The organism is Bacteroides mediterraneensis (genome assembly GCF_900128455.1).
Taxonomy (GTDB): domain Bacteria; phylum Bacteroidota; class Bacteroidia; order Bacteroidales; family Bacteroidaceae; genus Phocaeicola; species Phocaeicola mediterraneensis.
The window spans coordinates 3,250,965-3,271,271 of record NZ_LT635783.1 but is presented as its reverse complement, the minus strand read 5'-3'; the positions used below and the strand labels follow the sequence as shown (position 1 = coordinate 3,271,271).

General features: G+C 45.1%; 18 protein-coding genes. 15 read left to right on the top strand and 3 right to left on the bottom strand.

The window, feature by feature from the left end:
- Nucleotides 1–239: 239 nt before the first annotated feature.
- The 11 genes from BQ7480_RS13985 (at nt 240) to BQ7480_RS13935 (ending at nt 12,739) form a co-directional block, all read left to right on the top strand.
- On the top strand, nt 240–719 hold the full coding sequence (locus tag BQ7480_RS13985; RefSeq protein WP_072543349.1) for an RNA polymerase sigma factor: 480 nt from the start codon (nt 240–242) through the stop codon (nt 717–719).
- Between the two features lie 10 nt (nt 720–729).
- The gene (locus BQ7480_RS13980) at nt 730–1,314 is read left to right on the top strand and encodes a hypothetical protein (RefSeq protein WP_072543348.1); all 585 of its coding nucleotides are present in this window, start codon (nt 730–732) and stop codon (nt 1,312–1,314) included.
- Between the two features lie 530 nt (nt 1,315–1,844).
- Complete coding sequence (locus BQ7480_RS13975; RefSeq protein ID WP_072543347.1) at nt 1,845–3,209, top strand: hypothetical protein; 1,365 nt, start codon at nt 1,845–1,847, stop codon at nt 3,207–3,209.
- Between the two features lie 30 nt (nt 3,210–3,239).
- Nucleotides 3,240–4,421: an imelysin family protein gene (locus BQ7480_RS13970; RefSeq protein ID WP_072544056.1), complete on the top strand. Its 1,182-nt coding sequence runs from the start codon at nt 3,240–3,242 to the stop codon at nt 4,419–4,421.
- Between the two features lie 27 nt (nt 4,422–4,448).
- Nucleotides 4,449–5,876, top strand: coding sequence for a di-heme oxidoredictase family protein (locus tag BQ7480_RS13965; protein WP_072543346.1), 1,428 nt, complete (start codon nt 4,449–4,451; stop codon nt 5,874–5,876).
- 25 nt (nt 5,877–5,901) lie between these two features.
- Nucleotides 5,902–7,116 (top strand): porin, encoded by a 1,215-nt coding sequence (locus BQ7480_RS13960; RefSeq protein WP_072543345.1) that lies wholly within the window; start codon nt 5,902–5,904, stop codon nt 7,114–7,116.
- 15 nt (nt 7,117–7,131) lie between these two features.
- Nucleotides 7,132–7,854, top strand: a complete 723-nt coding sequence (locus tag BQ7480_RS13955) for a hypothetical protein (protein WP_072544055.1) — start codon at nt 7,132–7,134, stop codon at nt 7,852–7,854.
- Nucleotides 7,855–7,873: 19 nt separating this feature from the next.
- Nucleotides 7,874–9,031, top strand: coding sequence for a Rid family hydrolase (locus tag BQ7480_RS13950; RefSeq protein WP_072543344.1), 1,158 nt, complete (start codon nt 7,874–7,876; stop codon nt 9,029–9,031).
- 5 nt (nt 9,032–9,036) lie between these two features.
- Nucleotides 9,037–11,121, top strand: coding sequence for a cytochrome c biogenesis protein CcsA (gene ccsA / locus BQ7480_RS13945; RefSeq protein ID WP_072543343.1), 2,085 nt, complete (start codon nt 9,037–9,039; stop codon nt 11,119–11,121).
- Between the two features lie 86 nt (nt 11,122–11,207).
- Nucleotides 11,208–11,777, top strand: a complete 570-nt coding sequence (locus BQ7480_RS13940) for an HdeD family acid-resistance protein (protein ID WP_072543342.1) — start codon at nt 11,208–11,210, stop codon at nt 11,775–11,777.
- A 116-nt stretch (nt 11,778–11,893) separates the two neighbouring features.
- Nucleotides 11,894–12,739 carry a helix-turn-helix domain-containing protein gene (locus BQ7480_RS13935; RefSeq protein WP_072543341.1) on the top strand — a complete coding sequence of 282 codons (846 nt, stop codon included), beginning with the start codon at nt 11,894–11,896 and terminating at the stop codon, nt 12,737–12,739.
- A gap of 80 nt (nt 12,740–12,819) precedes the next feature.
- On the opposite strand, the gene BQ7480_RS13930 is transcribed toward BQ7480_RS13935, so the two are convergent.
- Nucleotides 12,820–13,896, bottom strand: a complete 1,077-nt coding sequence (locus tag BQ7480_RS13930; RefSeq protein WP_072543340.1) for a YeiH family protein — start codon at nt 13,894–13,896, stop codon at nt 12,820–12,822.
- Nucleotides 13,897–14,072: 176 nt separating this feature from the next.
- Between BQ7480_RS13930 and BQ7480_RS13925 the strand changes: the two genes are divergently transcribed.
- Both BQ7480_RS13925 and truA read left to right on the top strand, forming a co-directional pair.
- Entirely contained in the window at nt 14,073–14,741 is a 669-nt protein-coding gene (locus BQ7480_RS13925; protein WP_072543339.1) for a DUF5715 family protein, read from the top strand.
- Between the two features lie 11 nt (nt 14,742–14,752).
- Entirely contained in the window at nt 14,753–15,511 is a 759-nt protein-coding gene (gene truA, locus BQ7480_RS13920; protein WP_139255788.1) for a tRNA pseudouridine(38-40) synthase TruA, read from the top strand.
- Here truA and BQ7480_RS13915 read toward each other — a convergent pair.
- Nucleotides 15,508–16,275: a TIGR03915 family putative DNA repair protein gene (locus BQ7480_RS13915; protein WP_072543338.1), complete on the bottom strand. Its 768-nt coding sequence runs from the start codon at nt 16,273–16,275 to the stop codon at nt 15,508–15,510. The two genes, truA and BQ7480_RS13915, sit on opposite strands and share 4 nt — an antisense overlap.
- A gap of 119 nt (nt 16,276–16,394) precedes the next feature.
- On the opposite strand from BQ7480_RS13915, the gene BQ7480_RS13910 reads away from it, so the two are divergent.
- Nucleotides 16,395–17,477, top strand: coding sequence for a linear amide C-N hydrolase (locus BQ7480_RS13910; RefSeq protein WP_072544053.1), 1,083 nt, complete (start codon nt 16,395–16,397; stop codon nt 17,475–17,477).
- A gap of 36 nt (nt 17,478–17,513) precedes the next feature.
- Here the strand turns inward: BQ7480_RS13910 and BQ7480_RS13905 are convergent, their stop codons facing one another.
- Nucleotides 17,514–18,803 (bottom strand): putative DNA modification/repair radical SAM protein, encoded by a 1,290-nt coding sequence (locus BQ7480_RS13905; RefSeq protein WP_072543337.1) that lies wholly within the window; start codon nt 18,801–18,803, stop codon nt 17,514–17,516.
- Nucleotides 18,804–19,017: 214 nt separating this feature from the next.
- On the opposite strand from BQ7480_RS13905, the gene BQ7480_RS13900 reads away from it, so the two are divergent.
- Nucleotides 19,018–20,268, top strand: a complete 1,251-nt coding sequence (locus BQ7480_RS13900; RefSeq protein WP_072544052.1) for an efflux RND transporter periplasmic adaptor subunit — start codon at nt 19,018–19,020, stop codon at nt 20,266–20,268.
- Nucleotides 20,269–20,307: the final 39 nt, after the last annotated feature.

Below are 20,307 nucleotides of genomic sequence, written 5' to 3'. Positions count from 1 at the left end.
GTCACGTTGCTGATAAGAGCGCGTCACGTTTGTGTCAAGATATCGTCACGTTCGTGACGAGGTAAGTTGGAATGTTGTCTTTGAGAAAATTGAGAACAGTTGTTGGAAAACGAGCATATTACTTGGGATAACTTTGTTCCTACTTCTGTATTTCCGTATTTTCTTTAAAAAAGTTTCTACTTTTGTGTAGTTTTTCTGATGGTCTAAGCGTCTAATGGTCAAAAACAAATTCATACGATATGAAAACATTGGATACTGCATTTGCGCAAATGGTCAAAGAGCATAAGAGTACCATTTATACGGTGTGTTTTATGTTCTCGAAGGATGCTGATGAAGTAAGTGATCTTTTTCAGGAAGTGCTTATTAATCTTTGGAAAGGATATGATTCTTTCAAGAATCTTACTAACGTCAATACATGGATATGGAAAGTGAGTTTCAATACCTGCATTTCATACGAAAGGAAAAAGAAAAGGCGTGCTGTTGTTCCTTTGACCATGGATATCAATCTGTTTGAAGATAAAGATGAAAGTTCCAAGCAGATTCGTCTGCTCTATGACCGCATTCATCGGCTGAATCCTTTTGATCGTGCCATTGTTTTGTTGTGGCTGGAAAATATGAGTTATGAAGAAATCGGTGCTATTGTCGGAATTTCTACCAAAAATGTATCTGTGCGTTTGTATCGTATTAAAGAAGAGTTGAAAAAAATGTCGAACCATTAACTGTGCTATCATGGAAAATTATGTAGATGAATTTGAATTAGATGAGATGAAGCAACAGATTCAGTTGCTAAGGGACAAGCTGGCCAAAGAAATCATCGTTAGTGAAAAGTTACTTAAAAACTCTACGCAGGACAAGGTTGCCTATATTAATCGGAAGAAAAGGTTTATCTATTTTTTGATAGGTTTCGCACTGGTGTATTGCAATACATTTTTCTTGTTGATGGGATATTCGTGGATCTTTTGTGTTTTTACTTCTGTGTTTTTGATTATAGCCGGAATTTACCAGCGATATAGCCATAAGGGTGTCAGTATTGATTGCATTTCAACGGGGAACTTGTTGGATATCAGCAAAGCATTGGTACGAATGAACCAGCTTGGTTTGAGATGGCTTTATTTCGGTATTCCCTTTGCTTTGTGTTGGATTGTATGGTTTATGTTCGAAAGCTATCCGAAAGTGGGAGGTGAAATGATATGCTACGGGGGTAGTGTCGGCTTTGTATTGGGTGCTGTCGGAGGAATTTTACACTGTGTTCAAGTGCGTCGTAAGGCCAAAGAGGCAATTCGTGGCATTGAAGAATACACCATAGATAATTGAGCAATTACTGATTGGTTCTTGTTGTATCTGTTTTGAAAAATAGGGGTCATTCTAATTTTGTTTTGTGCTGCCTCCAAAAAGTTTTGTGTTTAACTTTTGGAGGCAGTTTAATTTGAGATAATGTTCATTTTGTACGGGTAGGTCAAAGGTGATTTCATTTTGTTTCATTCATTTCTTCAAAGTGTTTTCATGAAAATACCTTGTCATATTTATGCCGAGGTAAGTTGGTTTCTATGTTCTAGTGAATGTTTCAATTTAATAAATGAATTGGGGCTGGACTGGTATATTGGGATTAGTCTCTTTTAGGTATATAATGGAGGATTATAAGGAGAAGTTTAAAAGGATAATTATCCACCGATTTATTCTATGTTTCTATAAACCAGCAATATAAGGGTGTCCTGATTTATGTAAAAATTAAGTTGGATATATACTGAGAAATAAGTAGGTTTTGTTTGTTGTTTTCGTGATTTTTAGGTATTGATAAACTTTTTTGGGTAGTTTACCTTTGCGATGTTCAAAATCGCAGAGAAATGAAAAAAAAAGTTAGTTTATTTTTTACTGCTCTTTGTTGTATTGCGGGAGCTGCTTCAGCTAGTGAAGTTGATTCGGTGCAGGTAGCTGAAGAATATGTGAAAACAACGATACAGAAGCAACGTGTGGACAAAGACGGATATACCCGCTTTCGTGTAGGAGGGTATGGAGAGGCTGTGGCCAGTTTCAAGGATTATGGTATTAATCGCTATTATGGAAATCCGAACGGGAATACCCGTGACCATCGGAATACGATTTCCATTCCACGTTTTGTTTTGGCTTTTGATTATAAGTTTACTCCTAAATGGATTTTGGGAGCGGAGATAGAATTTGAATCCGGAGGAGTAGGTACGGCTATGGAACTTGAAAACTCAGAGAACGGCGAGTATGAGACCGAAATGGAAAAAGGAGGAGAAGTGGCCTTGGAACAGTTTCATATTACCCGTCTGATTCATCCGGCTTTCAACGTGCGGGCCGGGCATATCATAGTGCCTGTGGGGCTGACCAATGCGCATCATGAGCCGGTTAATTTTTTTGGAACAGTGCGCCCGGAAGGAGAAACGACGATTCTTCCTTCTACGTGGCATGAGACCGGGATTGAGTTTTTCGGTACGTTTGGTAAGGGATATACCACGTTTGATTATCAGGTGCTGGTCGTAGCGGGTTTGAATGCGAATGGTTTCGACCGGAATACATGGGTAGGTAGTGGCAAGCAAGGAATTTTTGAAGAAGATAACTTCAACTCTCCCGGTTATGTGGTTCGATTGGACTATCGGGGAGTGCCGGGACTGCGTGTGGGAGGTTCTTTTTATTATTGTGCCAATACTGCCGGCAATTCCGACAAACCAGACTTTTATGAAGGCCGGAAGGCTCCGCTGCGAATTTATTCAGGTGACTTGCAGTATAAGAATGATTACGTGACGCTGCGCGCCAATGTGCTGTATGGAAATTTGACGAATTCTAAGTTTATTAGTAGTAAGAATGTCCGCCTTTCGAACAATGCTTCCTACAGTCGGGTGGTGCCAGTGGCAAAAAATGCGGCCAGTTATGCCGGAGAAGTAGGTGTTAATCTGCGCTCCATTTTCAATCACAATTGTAAGGTTCCTGTAATTTATCCATTTCTCCGCTATGAATACTATAATCCGCAGGAGAAGGGAGAAGTGGGACAAACTATGGACTTGCGTAATAAGGTGAGCATGTGGGTGGCTGGACTGAACTGGTTTGCATTGCCGAATCTGGTGGTAAAGGCGGATTATACCACTCGTCAGATTGGTACAGGAAAGATGTTTGGTACAGGGCCTTATACCAGTGAAAATGAGTTTTCCATCGGACTGGCATACGTAGGCTGGTTCTTCAAAAAATGAATCTGTTAAATCCTAAAAATGATTATGAATATGAAAAAGAATTTCTTTTATGCCGCAGCCTTTGCGGTAGGCTTGGCTTTTGCTTCAACCGCGTGCAGTAACAATGATGATCCTCAACCAGAACCGATTGATGCGGCCGATATAGATTATACATCGGAAAATGCTGCTAGTTGGAATAATTACATGAAAGCCGTAGTGACTCTGCTCCGTAAGGATGCTTCCGATTTGTATGATTATTGGGCGGTGTCCTATAAAGGAGGTGAAAGTTATGCCACAACTTTTAAAAACCACAGTGCTCCGTTCAACAGTGCAGGTTCGTGCGTGCAACAGGTGATAGATGGTTGTGTGGATATCGCCAATGAAGTGGGGGAGACAAAAATCGGTGATCCTTATTCCAAATATCAGGCAGGGAACGTGACCGAAGCGCTTTATGCCGTAGAGTCGTGGTATAGCTGGCATTCACGTGAGGATTATTCCAATAACATCGTATCCATTTGCAATGCAATTTGTGGAGTACGTAGCGAGTCATTGATCAGTGGGGCTACAATCGATAAGAGTCAGGTGGCTGGAAAATCGTTGTATGCAGCGTTGGTAAACAACGGCCAACAGGAATTGGCCGACAATACCTTGACAGCTATCAAGAATGCTTACGATAAAATTCTGGCCATACCTCAGCCTTTCCGTAATCATATCAATAGTGGACAGAGTCTGGCTGCACAGGAAGCTTGCAGTGAGTTGAGTGTATTGCTGAAAAATCAGTTGAAGCCAGCTTGTGATGCATTATCTGAAAATGTATTGAGTCCGGTGGTAGAGAATTATGTAGATGTAGTGGTGTTGCCTACTTATGCTGATTTGAAGTCGAAGGTTGGTACTTTGTATGAGAAAGTGAATGCGTTGGCTGCCAATCCGACCAATCAGGCATTTAAGGATGCGTGTGATGCTTGGATTACAGCCCGTGAACCTTGGGAAATGAGTGAGGCGTTTTTGTTTGGTCCTGTAGCCGACCAGGGACTGGATCCGAACATGGACAGCTGGCCGCTTGACCAGGCAGCCATCGTAAATATTTTGAATTCGGGAGATTACAGTCAGATGGAATGGAGCGGTGACTATTCGGAAGATAGTGAAAGTATTTCTGCCGCACAGAATGTACGTGGTTTCCATACACTGGAATTTCTGTTGTTCAAAGACGGACAGGCTCGTTCGGTGGATTGAAACATGGCTATATTAAATGAAAGAAGAATGAGGAGGATTTTGAAGTTTGTATTATATGTTTTTTTGCCTGGCTGTTTGTGGGGCTGTCACAAGGAAGGCATTGACCAGCAATATGTGGAAGTACCGGATGGATATGCATTGTCCGCCGGTACTGCTACCAATTTTCTAGCCTCGTCGAAAGCATACGATTTTGAAGCTCCATGGGTTTCGGGAATCTATAGTACCCGTTTTAATGACGGTGATGGATTGTATGACGATGTACGTACCAGCAGCAATCAGGGCGGTGGACTGGGACCGGTATATGCCGGATATTCATGTGGAAGCTGCCACCGGAATGCGGGGCGTACCAAACCGACATTATGGAGCGAAGGTGGCTCGGGAAATTACGGTTTTTCTTCCATGCTGGTGTATATTACTCGAAAGAATGGAGCTTTTTTCCAGAACTATGGGCGTGTGTTGCACGATCAGGCTATCTACGGAGTCAAACCGGAAGGAAAACTTTCGGTGAAATATGATTATCAGACGTTTGAATTTCCTGATGGAGAAACGTATGAGCTTTGTAAGCCGACTTATACCATAACAGAATGGTATGCCGACAGTATTCGTCCGGAAGATTTGTTCTGTTCTGTTCGCATTCCGTTGCGTCATGTTGGGATGGGGCAGATGATGGCACTTGACCAAACAGAGATTGAAGCACTGGCAGCCAAAAGCAATTATCCGGAATACGGTATTAGTGGGCGGTGTAATTATATCAGTGAGCGTGGCGTGACCCGTTTGGGACTTTCAGGCAACAAGGCACAGCATGCCGACCTGACGGTGGAGCTGGGATTTTCCAGTGACATGGGAGTGACCAACAGCCGTTATCCGGAAGAAATCTGCGAGGGACAGATACAGATGGATCAGGGAAGCATGATGGGGCTCTCGTACGATCAGTTGGATGTGTCGACGGAGGATATGGAAGATGTGGACCTTTATATGCATTGTTTGGGAGTGCCGGCTCGGCGGAATGTGAATGATGCACAGGTACAGCAAGGTGAGCAGAAATTTTACGAGGCAAAGTGCCATCTTTGTCATGTTACTACTTTGCACACAAAGACAAGAGGAGCTACTTTACTGAATGGAACGGAATTGCCGTGGTTAGGAAATCAAACCATTCATCCATATTCTGATTTTTTGCTGCACGACATGGGGTCGGAGATCATGGGGGTAGGGTTGAACGACAATTATGTGAGTGGACTGGCTCGCGGAAATGAATGGCGTACGACTCCTTTGTGGGGCATCGGCCTGCAGGAAGTGGTGAACGGTCATACGTATTTCCTGCACGACGGGCGTGCCCGTAACCTGGTGGAGGCCATCATGTGGCACGGAGGAGAGGCAGAAGCCTCGAAAAATCTGTTCAAACGCATGAGTAAGGAAGACCGTGATGCGCTGATTGCGTTTTTGAATTCACTTTAATTTTTAGAACTGAAACGAACGATTTATGAAAAGAATAATGATTGCGATGTGTCTGGCTGCCATGATGCCGCTGACAGTTTTGGCACAGCATGAAGAGGATACGGAAAACGGTGTTGTGTCGCTGGCCGGGAGAGAGGGATTTACCATCGCTTCTAAAAAGGGCGACTTTGTGTTCAAGCCTTATCTGCTGGTACAGACCAGTGCAAACTTCAACTGGTATGACGATGAAGGGCTGGATAAGGCGTATAATCAGGATAATGTGGCTAATTCTGGATTTGCTATTCCTTATGCGGTGTTGGGATTTACAGGAAAGGCTTTTGGAAAGGTTTCTTTCAATCTTTCACTTAATGCGGCAGCTACAGGGGCAGCGTTGTTGCAGCAGGCATGGTTTGATGTAGAATTGAAAAAACAGTTTTCCATTCGTGTCGGAAAGTTCAAGACACCTTTTTCACACGGTTATCTGACTACTTTAGGAGAAACATTGATGCCTTCTCTTCCGCTCTCGTTGACCTCCTCTGTAATCTTGCCTTATTCGTTGAATGCCGTGACTCCCAATATTGGTACGGGATTCGATTTGGGGGTAGAAGTCCACGGTTTGTTAGCAGATAGATTTGGGTATGAAGTCGGACTCTTTAATGGAACGGGTATATCGGTCAATACGGCAGGGAAGACATTCAGTGATGATTGGCACATTCCTTCCTTGCTGTATGCTGGACGGTTTACTTATATGCCGAAAGGAGTGATGCCTTCTACGCAAGGTAATCCCAATCGCCTGAAAGAAGACAAGCTGATGTTCGGGGTATCTACTTCGTTGAACGTAGAAAGCGAGAATGAAAGTACGAACGATTATCGTGCCGGATTAGAGTTTGCCATGTTGAAAAGAAAACTGTATTTGGGTGCGGAGTTGTATTATATGCGTGTCGGTTTTACCAAGCGACAGAAAATTGATGAGGCTTATCATTACTTGGGAGGATATGTGCAGGGAGGTTATTTTGTGACATCCCGTTTGCAGGCTACGGCTCGCTATGATTTTTTCAATCGTAACGGGATGGATACAAACGGATTTATGAATATGCCGGCAGTAGGAGTGAACTATTTCTTCAGGGGATGTAACCTGAAATTGCAGGCTATGTATCAGTTTGTGGGACGCTGGGGGCACGATACACAGTTGGACCGTGATAATGACGATTTGGGGATTGCTACCCATAGCGCTACGGTACTGCTTCAGTACACATTCTAAGGAAAGGAAATGGGTATGAGAAAAAATATGTTTCTATGGATACTTTGGGTGGCTGTTTCCGGATGGCTGACTGCTTGTGATGAAGGGCGAATTTATGATACCGTCTCTGTCACAGCAGAAGGAGGACGTACGGTAAAGTTTATCGGAAAGGTATCCGGCATTGAGAGTTGGCCCTCGGGCTATACGGTGGTAGTGGCTGGTTTTGATGCAAAAAGTGAATATGCTCTGACTTCTGCCAATGTGATGCCTTCGCAGGCAGAAGAGGATGGAACGATTCAGGTCGTGATGTCGGGAGTGACGGATGAGGTGACACAGGTCGAATTGTGTGTCATTAACCGTATCCGGGAGCGGGTTGTTACTTTTGTTAAGGTAGACTGTTCGGAAGTGACGGAAGATACCATCCGTCTGGAGGTAGGTGAGCAGTCGGTAGGCATGTTTCAAGCCATTCAGGAGCATGTGTTCGATTCTCGGTGTGTAAACTGCCACGGAGGAAGTACATCGGCGGCTGCCGGTCTGTTTCTGACCGAAGGAAAAAGTTACGAGCAACTGGTAGACGTGCCTTCTTCTGTACAACCAGACTGGAAGAGGGTAGAGCCGGAAGACGCTGAGCATAGTTTTCTGCACTTGGTGTTGAACGAGAATGGACATGTACACCATGACCATCAGGATATTCTTTCAGCAGAACCTGTATTATTAAATTTGATAGACGACTGGATAACTGAAGGCGCAAAGCCTTGATCGATAAATTAGATTGATTATGAGCCACAAACAACAACGAATTCACAAGTTACAAGAAAAGACTTTAGTCGAGATCTCATGTTTTACACAAGAGGAAGGGGTGAATGAATATCAAGTCATGATTCATGTCATTCGGCCTTCCTTGACATATAAAGAACAATTGGATGCGGTACTCGATACATATTATGCTTTATTGGAAAACGAATTGAAAGGGGCGGTTGCCGTGTTCAAGCGTTATTTCTTGAGTGATGCGGCCAATCAGGCTGACTGGCTGGCAGCACAAGTACCCGAGAGCACAACTTGTGCCTGCTCCATAGTAGAGCAGCCGCCTTTGGATGGCAGTAAGATTGCCATGTGGGTATATTTGCAGTCGGAGATGCAGAGTAGTTCTCTTGAAAACGGCTTGTTTGAAGTTTCGCATGGTAGTTATCGGCATTTATGGGGCGGAACGGCTTGCAATCGTGCGGCCAATTCGGAGTACCAGACCCGTTTGTTGCTGAATGATTATATTCTCCAGTTGATTGCATGGGGAGGACATTTGGCTGAGAACTGTATTCGGACCTGGTTTTTCGTGCAAAATATCGATGTGAATTATGCTGGGGTAGTTAAGGCCCGTAATGAGGTATTTGTCACTCAAGGGCTTACTCCACAGACGCATTATATTGCAAGTACAGGTATTAGCGGACGTCATGCTGATGCTGGAGTTTTGGTGCAGATGGATACGTATGCCGTATTGGGGCTTTGTCGGGAACAAATACACTATTTATATGCACGCGATTACTTGAATCCGACTTATGAGTATGGAGTGAGCTTTGAACGTGGAACGTATGTGGATTATGGAGATCGTCGTCAGGTTTTCATCTCTGGCACAGCCAGTATTAACCGGAATGGAGACATTGTTTATCCGGGTGATATTCGCCGGCAGACTGAACGGATGTGGCAAAATGTGGAGGCCTTGCTTGGAGAGGCAGAGATGTCGTTTGAAGATATTGGACAAATGTTGGTATATCTACGTGATGGGGCAGATTATGTGACGGTACGTGAGATGTTCGACCAGCGTTTCCCAGAAATTCCGAAAGTGATTCTGCTGGCTCCTGTTTGCCGTCCAGGTTGGCTTATTGAAATGGAATGTATGGGTACAAGGGCACAGAAAAACACGCTTTATCCTGATTTTTGAAATCTATGGAAGTACGTGGATGGAAAATAGTTGGAATCTTTCTTTATGTAACCCTGATTATAGTGTTGGTTGCAGCCACTTTGCTGGAGCAAGCATATGGAACTTCTTTTGTGGAAACTCATATTTATCGTTCTTTTTGGTTTTGTAGCTTGTGGGGAACGTTAGCTTGTGTCCTGTTGCGGGTGCTGGGAAAGTACCGGCTGGGAATGCGTTTCTCCGTTGTGTGGTGGCACGGCTCCCTCCTGGTCATATTGGGAGGGGCCTTGCTTACCTTTTTGACGGGAGAGAAAGGGTATGTACATCTTGAACAAGGGAAGGAAATCAGTCAGTTTGTCGGAACTTCCGATCAGGTATTACGAGAAATGCCTTTCCATATTCGATTGGACAGTTTCAGAGTGGCATATTATCCAGGTACGGAAGCTCCGATGGATTATTTAAGTTATGTGACCTGCCGAGTGGAGGGAGAAGAACGTAAGGAAGTCATTTCAATGAATCATATTCTTTCGGTAGACGGTTATCGTTTTTATCAGTCGTCTTTCGATACAGATTGGTCTGGTAGTTGGTTGAGTGTCAATTATGATCCTTGGGGCATTGTTGTGACCTATGCAGGATATGTGTGTTTGCTTTTTTCTGCAGTCAGTCTGCTGGTGAGTCGGAGGGAAACCTTTTGGAACTTGTTGCATCATCCAGCTTGGAGAAAGGTAGGCTTGATTTGTGCGCTATGGGGAATATCATTACCAGTTCTGCAGGCTCAGCCAGTGCGTGTATTGGCACGGCAGGATGCAGAAAAGTTGAAAACACGTCAAGTCATTTATCAGGATCGGGTGGTACCGTTTAATACTTTGGCCCGTGATTTTACGTTGAAGTTATGTGGGAGTTCCTCCTACCAAGGCTTGACTCCGGAACAGGTCGTAGCAAGCTGGTTACTATATCCTGAAGAATGGCAGCATGAACCAATGTTTTACGTGAAGAGTGAAAATCTTCGTCAGATGTTAAAGTTGAAGTCTGACCATGTAGCCTTGGTGGATTTATTCGACGGAAAGAGTTATCGTTTGGAAAAAGTGTGGAATGAATGGCAGAGAAAAAGACAGAGTGGGCTTAAAGGATGGCTGGAACAGCATCAGGCGGAGAAATTGGAGAAAGAGATACGGGAACTGGATGAAAAAGTGGGTATGGTCTTGATGTTGAAAAAGGGTACGCTTATCCGACCTTTGCCGACTGATGGAAGTGTAGAGCCATTGTCATCTCTTCGGGTTCTGGCGGAATTGTGCTACAATGCGATTCCTTTTTCCAAAATTTTGTTTATGTGCAACCTTTTTCTGGGAATTGTAGGCTTTTTCTGGTGGTTACGTTTTTATGTGGTAGTTCCTCAAGGCAACTATAGACGAAATTGGGTTTATGTTGTATTGAAGGTTGGGCTTTGGACATCGTGTCTTGTACATTGGGGGGCTTATCTGCTTCGATGGTATATTGGAGGTCGTATCCCGCTTGGAAATGGGCCGGAAACGATGCTTTTTCTAGCCGGTTGTCTGCTGCTGGGTGCTTGTATCTGGCAACGTCGTTTGGTGTTGCTTTTGCCGTCAGGGTTGTTGCTGTCCGGATGGGTGTTGTTGGTTGCCTGGTTGGGAGAAAAGAATCCGCAGATTACCCCATTGATGCCAGTGTTGCTTTCTCCTTGGTTGAGTATCCATGTGTCCATTATCATGATTTCATATGCATTGTTTGCCTTTATTTGCCTGTGCAGTATCTTGGCACTTGCGGTACGGAAACAGGTGGCTCAGATGCAACGTCTCACGTTATGTTGCCGATTGTTACTCTATCCTGCAGTATTGTTGCTAGGTATAGGTATTTTTATTGGAGCGGTCTGGGCTAATGTTTCCTGGGGGAGTTATTGGACATGGGACCCGAAAGAGGTGTGGGCTTTAATCACTTTTCTGATTTACGGAGCAGCTTTTCATGGGAAAAGTTTTTCCTTATTTCGTCATCCAAGTGTCTTTCACTTATATTTGATTTTAGCCTTTTCCACGGTATTGATGACATATTTTGGAGTGAACTATGTGTTAGGAGGTATGCATAGTTATGCGGGATAATCTCTTAATTATCCTTTTGAAAGATTTGTTTGTAGATTGATGCTTTTTTATTACCTTTGAGTAATGAATTTTAAACAGATGAAAGTATGAAATCTTTGAATTATGCATTGGTAGGATCACTTTGTGCATTGATTCTCGGAATCCTGCTCGTGACATGGCCTGATGTGGCGGTGAATTACCTGGTAATTACCATTGGGGTGTTGTTTCTGATTCCCGGTTTAGTGGGATTGTTCACTTATTTGGCCATGCTGAATCGGAGAAAGGCAGAGGCTCCTCGTCCGGTATTTCCGATTGTGGCCTTGGGGAGCACTCTTTTTGGAATATGGCTCATTATCATGCCCTCTTTTTTTGTGGGCGTGTTGATGTATGTACTTGGCGTGTTGCTGGTTCTGGGAGGAATCAGTCAGCTGGCCAATCTGATTGCAGCCCGTTCGTTCATGCCGGTGCCGTTTGGTGTATATGTGGTGCCGGTGCTGGTCCTGGCCGCAGGCATTACGGTGTTGTTTAATCCGTTTGAAACAGCAGAAATCCCTTTTATCGTGCTGGGAGTATCGTCCATTATATATGCTTTGATGGATCTTTTCCGGTTGCTGCGTTTCCGCAAGACAAAGAGCAAGATAGAAGATGTGGTGCCTATTGAAGAAATAAAGGATTAGTAAAAGGCCGGAGCATATCCGGCTTTTCTTTTTTCTTTTTAACTCATTGTGTATTCCTTTGTGTTGGAATCTATTGGGAGAACCTCTATATTTGCCTTGAATAAAAGAGTGATAGAATGAAAAAATTGGAAAAGCTTGATTTGTTGCCTGAAGATCAGAATATGATAGCAGGTATAGACATGACGGGCGGCTTCAGACAGTTGTTTCAGGTTTCTGCTCCTTTTCCGGGATGCCTTTTCCTTTTGTGTCTGAGGGGAAATTGTCGTGTGAAGATTCACTTGACGCATTATGAAATGAAGGAAGGAGCGCTGGCCATTTTGTTTCCGGGTGTATTTTTCCAAATTGAAGAACAAAGCACGGATTGCCGGTTTATATTTGTGGCTTTCTCCAGAAAACTGATAGAAGGAGCTAAATTGTTTTCTTATACGGTGGAATACACTCCTTATATATTTGAACGTCCGGTAATAGAAATGCAAAAAGAAAAATTTGAATTGTTCCGTGACAGTATTCGTCTGTTGATTCGTCGTCAGAAAATACAGGAAGAAATGACGGAAATGCAGGTTGGCTTGATTTATACGCAGCTTTTGCTGGCATTGGGCGGAGTATATAAGAAGAGGGGAGAGGATAATTCACCGAGGTATAATCGTAACCAGGAAATAGTGAAAGAACTGGTACGAATTATTGTGCAATACTATAAGACAGAACGCAATGTATCTTTTTATGCCGAAAAATTGCATCTGTCTCCTCAGCATTTGAGTACGACAGTGAAAAAAGTAACAGGAAAAACACTGACTGATATTCTTTCTTCCTTTATCATACGGGATGCACAGGCAAAACTTCGTTCTACAGACATGACTGTACAGGAAGTGGCTTATTCGCTGAATTTTTCGGATATTTCCTTTTTCGGGAAGTATTTCAAGCGTTACACGGGAATGTCGCCCAAACAGTATCGCAATAAATAATGTATAATTACATAAAATGAATGGAGGCAACCCGAAAGGCTGCCTCCATTCATTTTATGTATTTGTATGAGCAGGTTTTCTTAGGCGAACATCGGAGTGATGTACTGCGTGAGCAGGTATCCGCCCACTAGCAACCAGATGTAGAGCAACCCTGCCAGCAGGAACGGTTTGGCTCCGGCTTGCTTGAATTTTTCTAGGCTGGTATCTGTACCTAGTGCCGTCATAGCCATGGTCAGCATGAAGGTATCGATGTATTCAATGGCACCGTTCAGCGGAATATCCTTTACTGTTTCAGCACCTGTCAGGTATTGCAGCAGGGAGTTCACACAGATGATACCGATGAATCCAAAGGCAAACCAAGGAATGGTAATCTTGCTCTTTTCGGCTTTTCCTTCCGCATTGTTTTTCTTTCTGCCTGCCAGGGCGAAGCTCATGATGACCAATACCGGAGCTAGCATCATCACACGAATCATTTTGGTAATAGTGGCTGTTCCGGCAATTCCCAAAGTGTCGGTCGGGTCCATGGCATTTCCGGCACCTGCCACGTGGGCTACCTCATGCAGGGTACTTCCGGTGTAGATGGCTACTCCTGTATTGCCCAGGGCATCCAGCAATCCGGCACGGTACATGATGGGATAGAGGAACATGGAGATGGTTCCGAAGATGACTACAGTCGATACGGCAATGGCTGTTTTATGTCCTTCACATTTTACGACCGGTTCAGCACCCAGTACGGCAGCAGCTCCACAGATGGCGCTACCGGTAGCTGTCATGAGGGAAGTGTCTTTGTCCATTTTCATCATTTTTCCCAGCCATACACCCAGGAAGATGGTTCCCGCTACGATGACGGTATCTACAATGACCGCCGGAAGTCCTACGGCTGCGACCTGTGTCAGTGTCAGACGGAATCCGTAGAGTACGATACCGGCACGCAGAATTTGCTTCGTACAGAATTTAATACCGGGTACCCATGTTTCAGGAAGCTTGTTGCGAAGGCTGTTGGCATACAACATACCCAGGATGATACCGACAATCAGCGGACTGAATGAGAGGCTTTTGACGAAGGGGATTTCGGCGATATAAAAGGCCGCAAATGAGAATAGTGCAATCAAAAGAATACCGTGTAAGGTATTGGCTCTGTTTCCTTTTTCAAACATATAGACTTGTTTTTATGTGTATAGAATTATTGTGTTCTTGAATTTGGCGCAAAGATAGGTGTTTTTGATGGAATGTCCTATTCACCTTTTTTTATGTGTGATAACTAAAAGTAATAATGTAGGTTTATAGGTTTTTTGTGTTATCTTTGTCGCGAATTAAAAAGGATAAGGAAGAAATGAAGCTATTACTCAAGTCGTGCTTTGTGGTGGCCTTGCTGGCGGGAATGTGCCTGTTTGGATGCAAGGAAAAGGATATGTCGATGAAAATGAATAACCCGCGTAATATCAGGGGAGTGATTAGTTATAAGCGCTCGTTTGGTGATTTGAACGACGTACAGCTGGCTACAGCAAAGAAAATCGGCATTCGTCCCATCAGTACCCGTGAAGAAGCGGAAGAAATGAAAGGCCGTCTGGTGGAGATTATGGCTTGTGAGCGTTACGGGTTGGATTCATTGACACATTCCATTCCTTATCTGGTGCCTCAGGCCAGTGCGTTGCTGGATACGATTGGGGTTAATTTCTTAGATTCGTTAGAGAATAAAGGCTTGAATCCCAATAAGGTGATTGTGACTTCCGTGACGCGTACGAAAGACGACGTGAAGCGCTTACGTCGCACAAACGGCAATGCTTCGTTGAATTCCTGTCATTTTTACGGGACTACATTCGATGTGAGCTGGAAGCGTTTTGAAAAGGTGGAAGACCCTGACGGCCGTCCCATGCAGGACGTAAGTGCGGATACCTTGAAGCTGGTGTTGTCGGAAGTGCTGCGCGACCTTCGCAAGGCAGACCGCTGCTATGTGAAGTATGAGTTGAAACAAGGGTGTTTTCATATAACAGCCCGATAAATTATAGCGTGATGTTCAGGTATTTCATTTATTTGGCCTACGATGGGACCAACTATCATGGCTGGCAGATACAGCCGAATGGAAGCAGTGTGCAAGAAACCTTGATGAAAGCTTTGCATACGTTTTTACGGGATGACGCCATTGAAGTGGTCGGTGCCGGACGGACGGATGCAGGGGTACATGCCCGTTTGATGGTGGCCCATTTTGATGTGGAATGGATGTTGGAGGAAGACATGGTGACAGATAAGCTTAACCGTTTGTTGCCGCCAGATATTTCGGTGTATCGTGTCAGGAGGGTAAATCAGGATGCCCATGCCCGTTTTGATGCTACCTATCGCACGTATAAGTATTATGTCACTACGCAGAAGAACCCGTTCAATCGGGCTTATTGCTGGAGGTTGTTTCAGCCGCTGGATTTTGAGAAAATGAATGAAGCAGCCCAGACGCTGTTCGATTATACGGATTTTACCAGTTTCAGTAAGTTGCATACGGATGTCAAGACCAATAACTGCAAGATTATGCAGGCCCATTGGGATCAGATAAGTGATACGGAATGGGTGTTTACCATTCAGGCCGACCGTTTTTTGCGGAACATGGTACGGGCCATTGTCGGGACACTGGTAGAAGTGGGACGTGGGAAACTTTCGGTCGAGGGATTCCGGAAAGTGATAGAAGAGAAGAACCGCTGCAGTGCCGGAACTTCCGTACCGGGGCATGCCCTCTTTTTGGTCGATATCGGATATCCGGACGATTTATTCCCGTTTGCCTAATCTTTTTCTGTAAGGTATTTCCAAAAACGGACCGGCATATCCTTTTTGTGCTTTGCGGGGTTGAGCCGGGACTGAATACATACACTGTGAAAATAGCTTTTCCATCCCTCTTGGAAAAGCTTTTCGTTTTTATCCAGGAGTTCATCCTGCAGTTTTCCGTGGCGCAGAAAATCGGCTTGTGAGTTTTCAAACGTAATTTCATTCACCTCTTTCAGGTCGTAATAGTATCCGTATCGGCGGCGGGCGTCGTAAATAATCCATGCTTGGTCGGCAAAGCGGTCTTGAAAATGCTGGATGGTCAGTGGATACACATTGTATATTGGTTCCATGATGCCGAAATAAGTTTGGTCGGCTGTCTTTTGAAAACGCATGAATTGGAGTACCCGCATCCGTTCGCCTGCCACTTTCTTGCTTAGCTGATATACTCCAAGCACATCTGGGTCGGCAAAATTTTGTTCGATGGAACGGGAAGCATCCGTCACTTTTCGCATGTAGCGGAAAAGGAGCATCGGGGCCTCCGGGGTTTCGGAAAGCCAGCAATAAGTGAGGCAGGACAGGGCACTCCGGGAAAGTTTTCGGGAAAGCAGTTTCCATACCCGTTCTGCTTTGGTCATGTCGGTTATTACCCGATGACTTTCGTCATAGAAAAGAGGCAGCGGCTCCTTTTCTGTAAGCAAGAGGTCGGGAAAAGTCCGCCGGAAATAGGCATCGAACAAGGCGGTGAGCAGACCTTCGAATGTGGCGTCATATTGAAAAATAATCATGGCTTTTAATGGAAAATTTTCTATCTTTGGAAAAAGCTTTCGGAGAACAAAAGTAGTAAAAAACGATAAACCGAAACAAAATCAGACGTTTTTTGTTGTATACTAAAATCGAGTGAATGATGAATTACAAATTTATGTTCTTGGGGGTGATGGCCACAGTGGCCGTCTTCCTGTCGCAGCCTTCGCAGGCTTGTACCGGTATTACCTTGACGGCAAAAGACAGTACGCGCATTCTGGCCCGTACCATTGAATGGGGCGGAAGTGATTTGAACAGCTGCTATGTGGTGGTTCCGCGTGGCTATACGGCACAGTCGTATGTACCCGGCGGGCAGGATGGCATGAAATTTACGGCAAAATATGGTTATGTGGGTCTTTCGGTGGAGCAGAAGGAGTTTGTGGCCGAAGGGCTGAACGAGAAAGGACTTTCTGCCGGTTTGTTTTATTTCCCGAACTACGGCCAGTATGAGGTCTATAAGGCTGAGTGGAAGTCCTCTTCTATTGCCGATTTGCAGCTGGTAGCTTGGGTCTTGGGGAATTGCCAGACCGTGGACGAGGTGATGGAAAGTCTGAAAGAGGTACATGTAGTAGCCATTGACCCACGAGCGTCCACTGTACACTGGCGGTTTGCCGATGTATCGGGACGACAGGTAGTACTGGAGATTGTAGACGGACAATTGCATTTCTATGAAAACGAATTGGGCGTATTGACCAATTCTCCGGGCTTTGAATGGCAGCTGACCAACTTGAACAATTATGTGAATCTCTATGCGGGCAGTGCGCAGCCCCAGGAGTTTGGGAAGATTACCTTACGTTCTTTCGGGGCAGGAAGCGGTTTTCTGGGAATGCCGGGCGATGTGACTCCTCCTTCCCGTTTTGTGCGGGCTGCCTTTTATCAGACTACGGCACCCCAGCAGGAGAATGCCCATCAGACGGTACTTCAGGGATTTCAGATTCTGAATAATTTTGATATCCCGGTAGGTATTGAGTTTCAGGGAGGAAAGATTCCGGCCAATATCCCAAGTGCGACCCAGTGGACTTCGGCTACGGACATGCGGCATCGGATGATTTATTTCCGCACGATGTATAATGCATCTATCCGCAGCATTGACTTGAACAAGATTGATTTCCAGCGCGTCAAATACAGAGCGGTACCATTGGATACCGTAAAGGAACAACCAGTGATGGAAGTGTCCATCCGTTGAGGATGCGGGATAGGAATAATAAGAAAGAAGCTGCTTTCACTTGTGTGTGGGGGCAGCTTCTTCTGTTTCTGTGAAGTCAAAACTTAATTGACGTTCATCGGTCTTTTTGCGGGGAGTAGGGAGCAACAGTCTTCGTACACCGGCTGCCCCCAGTTCATGGATAGTCTTGTCGGGCAGTTCATTGCAGGTGATGAAGTATTTAGCTTTTTTCATCACGGCTCCCATCTTTTTCAGTTCATAGAAACCGATGCGCGAGAAACGGCGGGAAGCCACAATCAGGCGAGCAGATTTTACTCCAATGCCCGGCACGCGCAGGATAGCTTCGTAATCGGCGGTCTGTATGTTCACAGGGAAAAACTCCGGATGGCGGAGGGCCCAGGCCAGTTTCGGGTCGATGTCCAGATCCAGGTTGGGAGTCTGGTCGTCCACGATTTCGTTTACTTTGAACTGGTAGAAACGCAACAGCCAGTCGGCTTGGTAGAGTCGGTTTTCCCGGACCAAAGGCGGTTGCTTCAAGGTCGGCAGCCGCTTGTCGTAGGTGTTGACTGAAATATAGCCCGAATAATATACTCGCTTCATGGTGGGTTGTTCATAGAGCGAGGAAGAAACTCGCAAGATATCCTTATCGGTTTCAGGAGTAGCGCCGACAATCATCTGTGTGCTTTGTCCGCCGGGGGCGAAACGAGGCACATGCCGATAATGTTTCCGATCTTCCAGATGGGTCAGGATACCTTGCTGGATATATTTCATCGGGAGATATACACTTTGGTGGTCCTTCTCCGGAGCCAGCAATTTTAAATTTTTTTCGGTCGGGATTTCCAGGTTGACACTGAGGCGGTCAGCATATAATCCAGCTTCCTGTACCAGTTCCTCACTGGCGCCAGGGATACTTTTCAGGTGGATGTATCCGTTGAAACGGTGTACCACTCGCAAGTCTTTGGCCACTCGAACCAGGCGCTCCATGGTGTAGTCGGGATTGCGTACCACTCCTGAGCTGAGGAACAGTCCCTCGATGTAGTTTCTTCGGTAGAATTCCATGGTCAATTCCACCAGTTCCGTCACGGAAAGCGTGGCTCGCGGAATGTCGTTGCTCACCCGGTTGATGCAGTAGGCGCAATCGTAAATGCAGTAGTTGGTCAGCATGATTTTGAGCAGGGAGATACAGCGTCCGTCTTCCGAAAAGCTGTGACAGATGCCCCATCCGCCCACGGTATTTCCCACCCCTCCTTTGGTATTCTTGCGGGAGGTACCACTGGAAGCACACGACACGTCATATTTGGCGGATTCCGTCAGTATCTTTAGTTTTTGTATTACCTGCTCGTTCATATTTCTATTCCTTTCCAGATTTAAAGGTAGGGAGAGTTCCTGAAATGTGCAACGGTTTGGGAAGATTTCTCGCGAAAAACGGAAAGTCTGCGTTTAAAACCGAACAGGGTGTTCGATATCGGACACCTTCTGAAGAAGGGTTGTTGTTGGATATCAGCTGTTTATCTTTTTGGCATGGATGTTGCTTTTGAAAAGTGGGATGATTGATAAAAATATGGATAGAGAAATATCAAAAGAAGTACGAAGAAGGGTACGCAATAAGAGACTTATACGTTATGGAGGTATTGGAGCCGGATGCATGATGGTGTTGGTTTTGCTTTTTTCATGGATGCGCAGCAGTGTGAAAGAAAGCAATCTGGTTTTTTCAGAAGTGACCCGGGGAACGATTGAAGTAAGTGTGAGCGCGTCGGGTAAGGTCGTACCTGCCTTTGAAGAAATCATCAATACGCCGATTAATTCGCGTATTGTGGAGGTATATGGAAAAGGAGGAGACAGTGTGGAGGTAGGCACGCCGTTGTTGAAACTGGATTTGCAGAGCACTGAGACCGGCTATCAGAAATTACAGGATGAAGACCAGATGAAGCGTTATCAGCTGGATCAGGTGAAAATCAACAATCAAACGTATCTCAGCGATTTGGAAATGAAGGTAAAGGTGTCGGCCATGAAACTGAACCGGATGAAGGCGGAGTTGCGTAACGAACAATATCTTGACAGCTTGGGTTCGGGTACGACCGACCGGGTGCGTCAGGCGGAACTGAATTTTCAGACGGGAAGACTGGAACTGGAACAGCTTCGTCAGCAGCTGGCCAACGAACGGCAGGTGAAAGCGGCCGATTTGAGGGTGAAGGAGCTGGAATATGAGATTTTCCGCAAGGAGATGGCAGAGATGAAGCGGACCTTGGAGGATGCACAGATTCGGTCACCGCGAAAAGCCATTCTTACCTATATCAATGATCAGGTGGGGGCACAGGTGACGGAAGGAACCCGACTGGCGGTCATTTCAGACCTGAGTCATTTTAAAGTGGAAGCCGAAATTGCCGATACCTATGCAGACCAGGTCGTGGCAGGCGGACGGGCCATTGTGAAGATAGGCAATGAAAAACTGGAAGGACAAATCAGCAGTGTGACGCCTTTATCTAAAAATGGCGTGATTTCCTTTATTGTACAGCTGGCCAATGACCATTATCGCCGGTTGCGTTCCGGATTGAAAGTGGATGTGTATGTGATGAATGCCGTGAAAGAGGACGTACTGCGAATCGATAATGCCAGTTATTATGTGGGAAAGGGAGAATATGCACTTTTTGTGCGGGATGGAAAAGATGAACTGGTCCAGCGGAAAGTGCAGTTAGGAGATTCCAATTTTGAATACGTGGAGGTTATTTCCGGGCTTCAGCCGGGCGACCAAGTGGTGGTCAGCGATATGAAGGATTTTCGGAACAAGCAGAAGGTAAGGTTGAAACATTGAGTTGGATATGGATGGAAGGAAAAACTTTTCGAGACAATA

What these genes read in the sequence shown, in the direction of transcription:
- BQ7480_RS13900 (WP_072544052.1), top strand. Translation starts at nt 19,018, where the DNA reads ATGGATAGAGAAATATCAAAAGAAGTACGAAGAAGGGTACGCAATAAG.
- BQ7480_RS13985 (WP_072543349.1), top strand. Translation starts at nt 240, where the DNA reads ATGAAAACATTGGATACTGCATTTGCGCAAATGGTCAAAGAGCATAAG.
- BQ7480_RS13955 (WP_072544055.1), top strand. Translation starts at nt 7,132, where the DNA reads ATGAGAAAAAATATGTTTCTATGGATACTTTGGGTGGCTGTTTCCGGA.
- BQ7480_RS13935 (WP_072543341.1), top strand. Translation starts at nt 11,894, where the DNA reads ATGAAAAAATTGGAAAAGCTTGATTTGTTGCCTGAAGATCAGAATATG.
- ccsA (WP_072543343.1), top strand. Translation starts at nt 9,037, where the DNA reads ATGGAAGTACGTGGATGGAAAATAGTTGGAATCTTTCTTTATGTAACC.
- BQ7480_RS13905 (WP_072543337.1), bottom strand. Translation starts at nt 18,803, where the DNA reads ATGAACGAGCAGGTAATACAAAAACTAAAGATACTGACGGAATCCGCC.
- BQ7480_RS13950 (WP_072543344.1), top strand. Translation starts at nt 7,874, where the DNA reads ATGAGCCACAAACAACAACGAATTCACAAGTTACAAGAAAAGACTTTA.
- BQ7480_RS13915 (WP_072543338.1), bottom strand. Translation starts at nt 16,275, where the DNA reads ATGATTATTTTTCAATATGACGCCACATTCGAAGGTCTGCTCACCGCC.
- BQ7480_RS13960 (WP_072543345.1), top strand. Translation starts at nt 5,902, where the DNA reads ATGAAAAGAATAATGATTGCGATGTGTCTGGCTGCCATGATGCCGCTG.
- BQ7480_RS13970 (WP_072544056.1), top strand. Translation starts at nt 3,240, where the DNA reads ATGAAAAAGAATTTCTTTTATGCCGCAGCCTTTGCGGTAGGCTTGGCT.
- BQ7480_RS13965 (WP_072543346.1), top strand. Translation starts at nt 4,449, where the DNA reads ATGAGGAGGATTTTGAAGTTTGTATTATATGTTTTTTTGCCTGGCTGT.
- BQ7480_RS13910 (WP_072544053.1), top strand. Translation starts at nt 16,395, where the DNA reads ATGAATTACAAATTTATGTTCTTGGGGGTGATGGCCACAGTGGCCGTC.
- BQ7480_RS13930 (WP_072543340.1), bottom strand. Translation starts at nt 13,896, where the DNA reads ATGTTTGAAAAAGGAAACAGAGCCAATACCTTACACGGTATTCTTTTG.
- BQ7480_RS13980 (WP_072543348.1), top strand. Translation starts at nt 730, where the DNA reads ATGGAAAATTATGTAGATGAATTTGAATTAGATGAGATGAAGCAACAG.
- BQ7480_RS13975 (WP_072543347.1), top strand. Translation starts at nt 1,845, where the DNA reads ATGAAAAAAAAAGTTAGTTTATTTTTTACTGCTCTTTGTTGTATTGCG.
- truA (WP_139255788.1), top strand. Translation starts at nt 14,753, where the DNA reads ATGTTCAGGTATTTCATTTATTTGGCCTACGATGGGACCAACTATCAT.
- BQ7480_RS13940 (WP_072543342.1), top strand. Translation starts at nt 11,208, where the DNA reads ATGAAATCTTTGAATTATGCATTGGTAGGATCACTTTGTGCATTGATT.
- BQ7480_RS13925 (WP_072543339.1), top strand. Translation starts at nt 14,073, where the DNA reads ATGAAGCTATTACTCAAGTCGTGCTTTGTGGTGGCCTTGCTGGCGGGA.